At 37.0% G+C, this 12,952-nt stretch carries 14 protein-coding genes; 1 reads left to right on the forward strand and 13 read right to left on the reverse strand.

What is annotated here, in order from left to right:
* Positions 1–29: 29 nt before the first annotated feature.
* The 13 genes from AC6I5B_RS13870 to AC6I5B_RS13930 form a co-directional block, all read right to left on the reverse strand.
* Positions 30–1,577 (reverse strand): RumMC family radical SAM sactipeptide maturase, encoded by a 1,548-nt coding sequence (locus AC6I5B_RS13870; protein WP_260702703.1) that lies wholly within the window; start codon positions 1,575–1,577, stop codon positions 30–32.
* A gap of 34 nt (positions 1,578–1,611) precedes the next feature.
* Positions 1,612–3,054, reverse strand: coding sequence for an ABC transporter permease (locus AC6I5B_RS13875; RefSeq protein WP_021739620.1), 1,443 nt, complete (start codon positions 3,052–3,054; stop codon positions 1,612–1,614).
* The gene (locus AC6I5B_RS13880; protein WP_021739621.1) at positions 3,055–3,714 is read right to left on the reverse strand and encodes an ABC transporter ATP-binding protein; all 660 of its coding nucleotides are present in this window, start codon (positions 3,712–3,714) and stop codon (positions 3,055–3,057) included.
* Positions 3,715–3,729: 15 nt separating this feature from the next.
* The gene (locus AC6I5B_RS13885) at positions 3,730–4,137 is read right to left on the reverse strand and encodes a hypothetical protein (RefSeq protein WP_118208199.1); all 408 of its coding nucleotides are present in this window, start codon (positions 4,135–4,137) and stop codon (positions 3,730–3,732) included.
* A 1-nt stretch (position 4,138) separates the two neighbouring features.
* Positions 4,139–5,356, reverse strand: coding sequence for an ABC transporter permease (locus AC6I5B_RS13890; RefSeq protein ID WP_044963895.1), 1,218 nt, complete (start codon positions 5,354–5,356; stop codon positions 4,139–4,141).
* 14 nt (positions 5,357–5,370) lie between these two features.
* Positions 5,371–5,856: a hypothetical protein gene (locus AC6I5B_RS13895; protein ID WP_021739624.1), complete on the reverse strand. Its 486-nt coding sequence runs from the start codon at positions 5,854–5,856 to the stop codon at positions 5,371–5,373.
* An 87-nt stretch (positions 5,857–5,943) separates the two neighbouring features.
* Complete coding sequence (locus tag AC6I5B_RS13900; RefSeq protein WP_242831205.1) at positions 5,944–6,786, reverse strand: C39 family peptidase; 843 nt, start codon at positions 6,784–6,786, stop codon at positions 5,944–5,946.
* A gap of 185 nt (positions 6,787–6,971) precedes the next feature.
* On the reverse strand, positions 6,972–7,163 hold the full coding sequence (locus tag AC6I5B_RS13905) for a RumC family sactipeptide (protein ID WP_021739626.1): 192 nt from the start codon (positions 7,161–7,163) through the stop codon (positions 6,972–6,974).
* A 67-nt stretch (positions 7,164–7,230) separates the two neighbouring features.
* On the reverse strand, positions 7,231–8,772 hold the full coding sequence (locus AC6I5B_RS13910) for a RumMC family radical SAM sactipeptide maturase (RefSeq protein WP_497773409.1): 1,542 nt from the start codon (positions 8,770–8,772) through the stop codon (positions 7,231–7,233).
* A gap of 200 nt (positions 8,773–8,972) precedes the next feature.
* Complete coding sequence (locus AC6I5B_RS13915) at positions 8,973–10,376, reverse strand: sensor histidine kinase (protein WP_497773410.1); 1,404 nt, start codon at positions 10,374–10,376, stop codon at positions 8,973–8,975.
* A complete protein-coding gene (locus AC6I5B_RS13920; protein WP_021739122.1) occupies positions 10,360–11,037 on the reverse strand; it encodes a response regulator transcription factor in 678 nt (225 codons plus the stop codon). Before AC6I5B_RS13920 ends, AC6I5B_RS13915 begins: the two co-directional genes overlap by 17 nt.
* Before the next feature lie 397 nt (positions 11,038–11,434).
* Entirely contained in the window at positions 11,435–11,596 is a 162-nt protein-coding gene (locus AC6I5B_RS13925) for a transposase domain-containing protein (RefSeq protein WP_226972153.1), read from the reverse strand.
* A complete protein-coding gene (locus AC6I5B_RS13930) occupies positions 11,529–12,374 on the reverse strand; it encodes a tyrosine-type recombinase/integrase (RefSeq protein WP_049946824.1) in 846 nt (281 codons plus the stop codon). Before AC6I5B_RS13930 ends, AC6I5B_RS13925 begins: the two co-directional genes overlap by 68 nt.
* Here AC6I5B_RS13930 and AC6I5B_RS13935 point away from each other — a divergent pair.
* The gene (locus AC6I5B_RS13935; RefSeq protein WP_226972159.1) at positions 12,365–12,853 is read left to right on the forward strand and encodes a tyrosine-type recombinase/integrase; all 489 of its coding nucleotides are present in this window, start codon (positions 12,365–12,367) and stop codon (positions 12,851–12,853) included. The two genes, AC6I5B_RS13930 and AC6I5B_RS13935, sit on opposite strands and share 10 nt — an antisense overlap.
* The last annotated feature ends 99 nt before the right edge of the window (positions 12,854–12,952 follow it).

Consider the following 12,952-nt stretch of genomic DNA (forward strand, 5'->3'; position numbering starts at 1 on the left):
AATTATCTTTGATAATCTAAAATCTTTCCTTAATAATACGGTACCGCATCTATCTCTTCGATCACTTCCGGCTTCTCTTCCAAAATGCTGTAATACGAAATCAGTTCTCCTTTTGTGGCATACCTGTGAGCACCGCAGACTTTTTCTTTCCTCTCCATATCAATTCCTTCTGCTTCATAACATGCTGCATAACAAAGTCCGCACAGGTTTCTCGCCCAACATTCATTGCATCTCGTGATGGATTTCTCATCGTATTCTTCGATATAATATTTCTTTATCCTTTCCAGATCTGCCCCTTCAAACACATTTCCTATATCCGGTGCATCTCCAGTTTTTTCGCACAAAAGGAATTTTCCATCTGTCTTCACATATACTCTCCGGTTCCCAGGAATACAGCAGCCGTTTCTTCTGAGGTCCTTGCACGGTTCCTGTGTCTGTCTTCGGTTATGTATCCGTACCAGTTTATCCGTTACAATCCCTGCCACATAACTTTTGGGATCCTGCTCTTCTAAATCCCTTGTCAGTGCCCAGCCTTCAATGGCATCTAATGTAAAGCCGTCCAATTCTTCCCCGACAAACTCCCCATCCCCTGCATACTCCATGGAAATATCTTCTTCTCTTACACTTCCGTATTCTACATAATCACACTTTTTCACCATTTCTTTTGGCAGCCAGCTCAGACCTTCAAAAAACTCCTTAATCGCATCCAGTTTCTTTGCACTGAACGGCGGGCAGACCACTGTATTGATTACAATACTTTCCTTTGCCCTCTCTCCAAAAGCTTCTACCAAATATTTTAATCCCTGTATTGCTTTCTCAAAACTTCCTTTTCCTCCACTCATCACTCTGTACGCATCGTGGATTCCTTCTGGTCCATCTATACTTGCCAGAACACTCATTCCTTCCACTCCGGCCACATACGCTGCGATTTCCGGTGTTACCAGTGTCAGGTTGGTAGAGAAAGAAAAGGTCAGTTCTTTTCCTTTTATAATCTGTCGGCTGTAATCTATTGTCTTTTTCATCAGTTCAAACTGCACCAGCGGTTCTCCGCCATAAAAGGATACTGCCACTTTATCTCCGCTGTTATCCCTTGCATACTCCACAGCACGTTTGGCCACTTCCCAGGTCATAGCTTTTGGCGAAAAATTCCGGTATCCTTCATTATGTTCATTATAAATACAATACCGGCATCTCATATTACACTGTTCTGTCAGCTCCAGGATAACCTGCCGCAGATCATACCGTAGCAAATCCCTTAATGTTTCGTCTGTTTCCTTTACAAACTTTAAATCCGGTGAAATCTGCAGGATATGCTCTGTTTCTATCATCTCCCAGATATTTCTGTATGCAGCCTCCAGTTCTTCTTCAGAAGATCCTTCCACTTTCTCCGGAAGGCTTGTCTGTTCAAACAGGCTTTTTAATATCTGGTATTCATTTGCCCCGCACTCAAACACTTTTCCGGTTCCTGTATCATACATATACTGTTTGTTTCTGGTAGTGAAAACAGTCCCCAGACTGTATCCTCGCTCTACGTCAATGATCTCTTTAATCTTTTTCAGGTGTTCTTTTGCTTTCAATTCTCTTTCCTCCTAACATTTTTTCCAAAATATATCAACTCATTTCTGATAAAATTTCTTTTGGTTTTTTCCTCATGATCATAATCCCTGCTACTGAAACTGAAATGAATAGCAATCCACCGATTGCAATTGTATCTTTTATCAACATATCTGGCGTAACTTCTATTTCTATGTTCTGTAATTTCAAATCCGGTGCGGTATATCCGTCTGCAAATACCTGATTTTCCGTTGCTTCTTTCTGCTCTTCTGCCTGACTCTGGGATTGCTGTGCCATATAAGATGCTGTCATTTTGGAAAGTGCAGGCGATATCATAAATGACAATACTAATCCCAAAACTCCAATCAGCATAGCTTCCCAAAGAAATTGACTCCAAATTTTCTTCTTGCTTTCTCCTAACGCCATAAAAATGCCAATTTCCTGTGTACGGTTCTTCATCCAGAATAAAAAAATCAGACTTAATATGATAAAACTTGCTGCTGAAACTACGATTAACAGCATTTCACTTAACTGCTTCATATTATTAAAATTTTCAGCCATACTCTGAATATTTCCATTACTATCAATTAGATCATATCGTTTCCAGTCAATGTCTACTTTTTCAATTTTCTCTTTCACCTCATCATATTGATCTACATTGGCTACTTTAAAAATCGCATATCGGAACAGCGGATTTCCCTCTTCTCCAGATGGTTTTTCCGGAAAATTCATATCGGTAAAGATCGTATTTTCTGACCGATAGGTATCTCCTGACATAACCGGTTCCAACTTCTGCACCGCTTCATAGATTCCTACAATCTTCGCACTATAGACTTTCGAATTCTCCTTCTCATCCCACTGATTGAACTGTAGACTGTCGCCTACTTGCAGTCCGTTTAATTTTGCCAGTTCTTTTGAAATAACACAAACATCTTTATCCTCTTTGGTTGTCATTCGTCCATCTATCAATTTAATTTTTCCTGCTGCAACATCCATATCCATTTCCATAATTCGATTGCCTCTTAGATTAACACCTCCAAAGTCCTGGCTCTGATCCATATCCGGATCTTCAATTCTTTTAAAATTCACAGGATTTACTACTGTTGCTACTGTAATCAGGTTGTATTCTTCGATTCCTTTTACTTTTGCTATCGTTTCTGCATCTTCCGGGATAACTGTTTCAAAAGAATTATCTGTCAAAACTCCATAGGCTCCATCTTCAAATTTTTTTATTGTTACCCCTCGATAAGTTCCTTCTTTTCCTTCTCCAATTTTTTCTGTTGCCTCGTCAAGCCTAGTATGTCGGTTCGCTTCACTTAATTCCAGCCTAAAGGTTGCTCCTACCGCTTGCCGCGTAGAGTCCTGTACATTGACACTTGCAGACTGACCTGCCAATCCTGCCATGAAAAAACTGCTAATCACTACAACTACTAATAGGAGAAGAATGCTTTTTATGGGTTTTCTAACTACAGAATAAGCACCACGTCTTAACACATTCATTTATGAAACCTCTCCTTTTTCTCTTATATTTTCTTCGTGTATTTTCCCTTTTTCTATTTTAATAACAACATCTGCTGTTTCTGCCATACTTCTACTATGGGTTACTACAATTACACATTTCCCTAATTTATGTGCTGTTTCCTGAAGAAGCTCAGTAACTTCTCTGCCAATATCTTCATCAAGATTTCCTGTTGGTTCATCTGCCAATAATACTTTAGCTGGACTCGCTAAAGCTCTTGCAATAGCCACTCTTTGCTGCTGTCCTCCAGAAAGTTGTAAAACTTTCCGATCCCAATCTTCCTTTTGGATCCCAACAGCAGTTAATAGTTCTTCAGGATTTCCATTTCCTCCAAGCATAACATTTTCCTTTGGAGTTAAATAATCAATCAAATTATAGTTCTGAAACACTAAGGAAACATGTTCTTTTCGATGATGATTCAATCCGCCCTTTAGAATGTCCTCTTCTTCATACAAAATAGTTCCAAGAACAGGAACATCCAAACCTGCAAGCAATGATAAAAATGTTGTCTTTCCTGATCCACTTGCACCTAAAATAGCATAAACCTTACCTTCTTCAAACTTATAACTAATCCCATTCAAAACATTTTTACTTTTATTTGTTTTATAGTAATAAACTATATTCTTTACTTCTAAAACCACATTATCGCCTCCTAATCAATCTACATTTTCAAATCCAATTTCTACTTCATCTGGTAATTTTTCTTCTCTCAAAAAAATACCTTTTGTTTTTAAATATCCCCTTATCACATCCATCTCTGAATTATGAATAGGTGTTTGCCTTTTGGATCTGTACTTTTCTTCTGCACTTCTAAAAATTATCCATATCCTTTCCTCATAAGATTTTAAGCTTATTTCTAAAACAGAAAGTTCTGGACATTTGTCGATAAAATAGTACAAAATACTTGTTAAACATAATTTAAGTGCATTTTTATTTGCATATATACAGTTGTCCATTCCATCATACACATCCAATCTAATTCGAATCCCTATCTTTCTTAAATCATCCTCTACAGATTCATATAGTTCTAATATTGGTACAACAATTTCTATCTTATTTTCCATACTATCCCTCCATATCTGATAATGTATCTTTAGGATTCGTCCGCAAAACAGGTATCACTGATATACCAATTCCAATGAAAAGTATCATAGCGCCACTCATAATAAGCATTCCGATATCTGATAAGTGTGGACTAATTTCTATTGCCAGTGTAGAAATACTTTTTCCTGCAAATAATACTCCCTTCAATTTTTCTGCCAAAATATTCCCTATAACAACAGCAGATACAGATGAAACTGCAAATACCAAAAAACTCTCTAATAATAACTGTGATAATATCGAGCATTTATTTTTTCCCAAACTGATATAAACTGCTATTTCTTTCTTTCTCCCCCTCATCCACATACATAGAAGGAGCGTTATAACAATTGCAGATGTTCCTAATGTCAAATATAACATTAAACTTACAACCTGCATAACCTGTTCGAGTGGTTGTTTCATTTGACGAAATAGCATATCAGACTTTGTCAGTTCAACTTTTTCTCCTAATATATTTGCCATTTCTCCCTCTATCTTTTCTAAATTTTCTGGATTTTTCAAATATACGGAAATACGTTCATATCCGCTTATTTCCTGTAATGCTGCTATAGATTCTGTTTTTGTGTAAATAGTATTTTCAATCCTATAAACAGATGCCATTTCTTTCGACTGATTTCTTTCCGAACCAGACAAATAATATCCTGATATCACTCCATCCATTTTCTTCCCGCCATCTGTTTCGAAAGTAACCGTATCTCCAATCTCTAACTTGTTAGTCTCTGCTAATATTTGATTGATAACAACTTCATTTTTCTCTTTTGGATACTTTCCTTTTACTATCCGGATTTCACTTTCCGCAAAGGCACCGTCTAATTTTAAATCATCATAACCAACCAATCGAACCTGAAGATTTTCTGTATTTGTATTCTGGTTTTCCGTTACTGTTTGGAAATTTGTAGGATATGCAGATAATGTTGCATTTTTATTAATCTTATCTATTCCCTTCAATTTCTGTATTTTATTTATATCCTCCGTTGTGATCGGGTTGTTATTTTCCATAATTCCTGCCAATATTTTTGTCTTTGTTTTTTTCTGCAGTTCGCTTTTTGCCTCATTTGATGCTTTTAAAATAATCCCTGTACTTAAAATCATCGCTTCTGAAATCAAGAGTACCAAAAACAAAATTACTGTTTTTGATTTTTTTCTTATCAAGTAACGCACTGCTCTTTTCGCACTTCCCAATTTATCTCCTCCTACTATTTTTGAAAACGATCTATAATTACACGCGTAGCCAAGAATGTTCCATCTTCCTGATATTCCCCATACAGAAAGACTGCTGATGATTTTTTTACATCTTCTTTTGTTCCCGCCTCTAAAGTTACATTCGTACTTGTAGAATTCGAAATTTGAAATTGTGTATTATCAGCATACTGTACAGAAATTTTTTCTACACCTTCTGTATCCTCTCCAGTTGCTGGTGCAGTCATAGTATCTTCTGTAACACTTCCTTTTCCGAGTGTGCATCCTGTTTCTGTAAAATCAATTACTGTTCCAACCAAATTAGCATTGCTTAAAGCACTTATTCCTTCGCTCTTCTCCGTGCTATTTTCAGTTTGATTTACACTATTTGTTGAATTTTCTGTTGAAGGAACTTCTGGTTTATTACTGCTATCCTTCTCACAGCCTGCTAAAGTTCCAAATAAACAAGTTGCCAATATCACCATTGCAATTTTTTTCTTCATAATTGATACCTCCAATATTTTTATGTCTTTATTATAAAAATATCACTTATGTTTATCACGTTTTTTATGTGTAATTTATGTGTAGAATTAAAAAAGTGTTGTAAAGCTCCACAAATTATTGATTTGTCCTTCTAACGTTTCATAGTCCCATAATTTTTCGCTTCTTTTTTTACTATTGGGATCATGGACACAAATCTTTCCATCTTTCATTCCTGTCAAGACGATAAAATGTCCGGTTGTTGTAAAATCTCCTGGACGCATGGCACAAATAATTGGATGTCCTGATTCTAATTCTGTCTGAATATTATCTTTATCCAAAGAAATTTCTCTTCCCTGAATCCCAAAATGGCTTCCTATATCTGTCATCATACTCCAACTACTTCCTACCCCTTCTACATAATACCCATTTTGTTCTGCATACTGTGCTACTTGATAAGGTGTCGCCTGCTTATTCCCCGTGAGACCTACAATAACCATAGAGAGTGCTGTTGGACCACACCCATTTACTGCCAACATGCCGTCTCCATAATTCTGATATCCCCATCTTTCATCCCATTGCAATAGTAATGGGATTTCTCCACTTTTTGCTTCTTCTACTATTGTAGCTGGTAAGTTATCTTTCTTTTCAGGATAATCAAACACAAACTCTATAGTCTCTATATTTGCTGTTAACAATTCTAAAAGTTCTTTGGGATACTGATCTTGATTTTCTATTATATCTTTTATACGAGAATCGTAATTTGACATCTTTTGTAATGTTCCCATCACATCTCCATTTTCCACAGTTTGATCCACCATATTTTGTAATTGTGTATCCTTGTATTTTCTATAGAAATACACCCCCATACAGCTTATAAAAACAATAATTCCCAAAAAAACTATACATTTTAATACTCGTGTTTTTCTCTTTCTTCTACTCTTTCGTACCATTCTTATTTAACCTCCCTTCAGCTTTATAAAATTCACCTTATTTAGTGTTACTGATAACATTCTTATATTTTATATCCGTGAAACTATCAAACCATTCTTGCATAGTAAATTCTTCCCTAGCCCCAAAAAGAAAAAGGGAGATTCTATTACAAATCTCCCCTTCCTATAAGACGTCTTTTTACATCTTATGCAGTTTTTGCGATATTTGCATTAGCATTTCTAGTCACTACTCCGTTGTTTCCACAGTATCCCACGCAATACGCCAGTCCTGCATTATGAGAGTTTGCTACTGCTACACTTCCGCTACAAACACATCCACCTTTGCTGCCTTCAAAGTCTGCTCCTGTCTGTAACTTTCCTGCTACGATTTTTCTCATACCAGCCGCCTCCTTTCCGTCTGATTTTTTCTATTTTAAATTATCTTTGATAATCTAAAATCTTTCCTTAATAATACGGTACCGCATCTATCTCTTCGATCACTTCCGGCTTCTCTTCCAAAATGCTGTAATACGAAATCAGTTCTCCTTTTGTGGCATACCTGTGAGCACCGCAGACTTTTTCTTTCCTCTCCATATCAATTCCTTCTGCTTCATAACATGCTGCATAACAAAGTCCGCACAGGTTTCTCGCCCAACATTCATTGCATCTCGTGATGGATTTCTCATCGTATTCTTCGATATAATATTTCTTTATCCTTTCCAGATCTGCCCCTTCAAACACATTTCCTATATCCGGTGCATCTCCAGTTTTTTCGCACAAAAGGATTTTTCCATCTGTCTTCACATATACTCTCCGGTTCCCAGGAATACAGCAGCCGTTTCTTCTGAGGTCCTTGCACGGTTCCTGTGTCTGTCTTCGGTTATGTATCCGTACCAGTTTATCCGTTACAATCCCTGCCACATAACTTTTGGGATCCTGCTCTTCTAAATCCCTTGTCAGTGCCCAGCCTTCAATGGCATCTAATGTAAAGCCGTCCAATTCTTCCCCGACAAACTCCCCATCCCCTGCATACTCCATGGAAATATCTTCTTCTCTTACACTTCCGTATTCTACATAATCACACTTTTTCACCATTTCTTTTGGCAGCCAGCTCAGACCTTCAAAAAACTCCTTAATCGCATCCAGTTTCTTTGCACTGAACGGCGGGCAGACCACTGTATTGATTACAATACTTTCCTTTGCCCTCTCTCCAAAAGCTTCTACCAAATATTTTAATCCCTGTATTGCTTTCTCAAAACTTCCTTTTCCTCCACTCATCACTCTGTACGCATCGTGGATTCCTTCTGGTCCATCTATACTTGCCAGAACACTCATTCCTTCCACTCCGGCCACATACGCTGCGATTTCCGGTGTTACCAGTGTCAGGTTGGTAGAGAAAGAAAAGGTCAGTTCTTTTCCTTTTATAATCTGTCGGCTGTAATCTATTGTCTTTTTCATCAGTTCAAACTGCACCAGCGGTTCTCCGCCATAAAAGGATACTGCCACTTTATCTCCGCTGTTATCCCTTGCATACTCCACAGCACGTTTGGCCACTTCCCAGGTCATAGCTTTTGGCGAAAAATTCCGGTATCCTTCATTATGTTCATTATAAATACAATACCGGCATCTCATATTACACTGTTCTGTCAGCTCCAGGATAACCTGCCGCAGATCATACCGTAGCAAATCCCTTAATGTTTCGTCTGTTTCCTTTACAAACTTTAAATCCGGTGAAATCTGCAGGATATGCTCTGTTTCTATCATCTCCCAGATATTTCTGTATGCAGCCTCCAGTTCTTCTTCAGAAGATCCTTCCACTTTCTCCGGAAGGCTTGTCTGTTCAAACAGGCTTTTTAATATCTGGTATTCATTTGCCCCGCACTCAAACACTTTTCCGGTTCCTGTATCATACATATACTGTTTGTTTCTGGTAGTGAAAACAGTCCCCAGACTGTATCCTCTCTCTACATCAATGGTCCCTTTGATCTTTTTCAGGTGTTCGTTCATTTTTCTTCTCCTTTCAAAAACATTTTCTATCATATGTCTATCCACTTCATACCTTTTTCTGTTGTTCTTTGTAATACATAGTTTAAATTGTTTTTTTATGATTTCTTTGTTTTTATTGTATGTTTTTTGTGTAGATAGCATCTCCTACATTTATTCAAAAAAAGAACATCCGCCTGTAATCACAACAAACGGATGTTTTTCTAGTCTTTACATATTATTTTCACTTCTATACCTTGATCAGTATTTTTTAATTCACACTCATAGTGATGTAACTCTACAATCATTTTTACAATATAGAGACCTAAACCACTTCCTCCAGCCTTTCTATTTCTAGATTTTTCTCGTCTATAAAATGCATCAAATAATTTTGGAATTTCCTGTTCCGAAATATGCTCAGCATTATTCTCAACGGAAAATATTACATCTCCTCCTTTTTTATACACCTTACACCAAATATTTCCATTATCCGGCGTATACTTTACCGCATTGCTAATTAAATTGCCAATTACTTTCTGAAAAAGAACTCTGTCCGCATGAATATCTGTGTGCTCTTCTATTTCTATGTGGAAAGTCACCCCTCTATCTGTCGCAACATCTTCCCATTCTTGTATACAATTTCTTACAATGTTATCCAAGGATACATTAGAAAAATTGACTAAGAATCCAGCTGACTTTATACGCGAAACATCAAGTATCTCCTGAATCAGTCCTTCCATTGAAAAGACTACTTCGTATGATCTTTTCAGATATTTATCCCTATCTTTATATCCACCAATTCCTGAAATCATCCCTTGAATTTGCCCTTTTAATATAGTAACTGGGGTTTTCAATTCATGCGAAACTGCTGCAAAAAATGACAATTGCTTCTGTTCCATTTCCTGCTCTCTTTGGATTTCATCTTGCAATATTTTATTTTTTTCTTTTAACTCTTGTAATGTCTCTTCCAAATGTTCCGCCAATCGATTCAAATTTTCTCCCAAAATACCAATCTCATCGCTTCGTGTTTCGGGATACGGTCTACGAAAATCTAATTTCACCATTCTTTTAGATGCTTCATTCACCTTTAAAATTGGTCGAGTGATATATTGAGCGAAAAAAATAGCAATTAAAATAGATACAGCAAAAGTAATTACTCCGAGAACTGGCAAAATTCGGTTTAACACTTTTAACCCTATATTTACAGACTCTTTCGTTCCAAATATCTGAAGTTTATAAATCGTGCCTTCATTAGATTTCACGATATAATTTTTTGTAATGCCCTTGCTATTTTGTGCTTTTGAACTATCTGCATCTGGATCTAAAAAATAAGATATCTCTCCATAATTTCCTATCTCCTCTCCTTCTTGATTTTTCACAATGATAGAGACTCCATACTCTATCGCAAACCGTTCCAATATCTTCTGAGTTTCATCATTAGTCATATCCTTTATTTGTGAAATCGTAGTGTCTAATTCTTTCTCAAGACTTTTATTTAATTCTGTTAAATAAAAGTTCGACATGCCAAATGTGACCATTCCGTAGATTGCCGCACTCAATGTCAATAATAGCATTATAGTTACTAAAAATACCTTGACAGTTAAGTGTTCTTTAATGTACTTTCTCAAGGCGATATCCCACTCCTCTTACTGTTTCAATATAATTTCCCAGACTGCCTAATTTCTTTCTTAAATTTTTAATATGATTATCTACAGCACGTTCATCACCATAAAATTCATATTTCCACAATCGATTCAGGAAGCTCTCTCTTGAGATCACAGCTCCAGGATGCTCCATTAGCTCCTTTAATATTTCATACTCCTTTTGTGTCAGATCAATACTTTCTCCATTTATAATTACCCGATAATTACCAATAATAAGACAGATTTCACGATACCACATCTGATTATTTTCTGTTTCCTCTTTTTTATTATATCTTCTAAATACAGCTTCTATTTTTTTAATCATCAGCGGTAACGAAATTGGCTTTGGAATATAATCATCTATTTGTAATTCAAATCCTTTAATCTGATCTGTTTCACTGCTTAATGCACTAATCATAATAATTGGCACATTTGAACTTTGCCTGATGATTTCACAAACGGCATATCCGTCCATCTTAGGCAACATAATATCCAAAAGTACCATATCCGGATGTTCTTTATTGAAAATCGCCACCCCCTCTACACCATCATCAGCAACACATACTTGATAGTTTTGGTCTTCCAAAAAAAATTGTATCATTTCTTGTATATCTAAATCATCTTCCACAATCAAAATTTTCTGCATACTGTCATCTCCTAAATAATTTCATTTTATCATCTTATTTTGTAATTTGTGTGTAGTTTCAATAATATTTAGAATAACAAGAACTTATTTTTTCTGTCAATACACTATTATATTTCATCTGTACATCCTTTTCATTTTTTCCATTCTATATAGAACATATTAAATACATAGAATAGAATCTTTTATTATAGCATTTACAAAGCCTATGGATCCAATATCTGATTATTCCGCCACCCCGTAATATTCTCAATATCAATTCAAGGCGTTTCACCGGCTTTCTTGTACAGTACATTACTCTTACTTAAAATCTGTAAGCGCTTAAATTTCAGCCGTTGATAGAAAAATATCCGGCTACTTTTCAGTAAACGGAATACCTTGACAATTCACATATGATTTATTATTGATTTGAGTTTTCTGCTCGACGCTCTATCTCAGCTTTTACCTTTTCATTCCATGGAGCAAGTTGATCTAATTCATTGTCACTCATACTATCATCTGGCAGCTTTTCCAGAAGATAGGTTAAATAGTGATAGACATTTACTCCATTTGCCGTGGCCATCTCTACCGTCGTATTGCACTGTTGGCTGGAGAGCCCCTTCTCTGGCATAAGGTGTTTGCTCCCATGCCCGGTGGAAACGTTTCCCGACGGAAGCAACCTGCAGTACTTTTGCTGGATCGGATGCAGGAAAGAACCATTCCGATTTTATTTTATATTTAACTGTCATGATCTTTAGATACTCACAGCATAACTGTCGCAGATCGTCCGGCAGATAGACAAGACGGTCATTGCTGCCTTTTGACTGATAGATTTTTAGTACACCATTTTCCAGGTCGACCGTGTCCAGTCGCAGTTTTCTGGCTTCTGATACCCTGAGTCCACAGCAGAAAAGCATGCGAAACAGGATCCTGTATTCCAGAGCCAGCCTATGAAAGACCTCGGCATTTATGGTTGGCTGGTAACTGTCAATCTCCAGAAACAAGGACTGTATTTCTTCAATGCTTAAAACATATGCGCTACGGTTGCTTTTACGGGTGAAGTTTCTCGGGACATAGCACTTAATTCCATATGCCTGCATGTACAGACTTAACTGTCGGAGAACGGAGATCCTTCCTGCAAGAGTAACTTTTGTTTCTGTTTTACGCAGAGTCCCCCATTTTCCCGCCAGTTCCTGAGTTATCACAGGAGTTTCAACCTGTTCCTGATTACAGAATTCATCAAATTTGTGAAGAATCCATTCTGCATGCTCATACTGGAAGCCTGCGTTTCTTTTTTCTGTGATCATGCTTTCGATAAATGGTGCAAAACAGCTGGTGAAACTATAGTGTCCTGACATCATACAGCCCCTCCTTCCAGAAGAAAGGCGATAAGGAACGTTCCGTATCCATTACAGATGCAACAGTATCTCATTTAAAAAAGTATTTAAGACAGTTTCATCCGGAAATGCTTCCTGATCAGCCCTTATTCTATACGAAAATCAAAGGAAGTATTGCTCCGATGTCCCCTGGAAATGTCTCAAGAATCATCAATAAGTATGCGGATGCGATCAGACCAGAACACCCAAATCTCCCGAAACATCTGCATTGCCATATGTTCCGGCGTACCAGGGCAACTGGTTTATACCGAAACGGGGTTGAACTGGAGATGATATCTGTAATTCTTGGACATTCATCTACTGAAACAACCAGGATTTATGCGACTCCATCCATTGAAATGCTTGGAGAAGCAATGAATACTGCTAATTCTACAATTCCAGACGAGACTCCGGAATGGGAAGAAAATGAGGATGAACTTGCTCGCATCTGTGGGCTGAGATAACTTTTTTATCCTCATCTTTTGTTATAAGAATGCCTAAAATAAAGCTTTTGGTAAAAAGATGAGGATAAAAATTTCATGTTTATAAGCCTGTTACGATAT

This window comes from Faecalimonas nexilis (assembly GCF_059731825.1).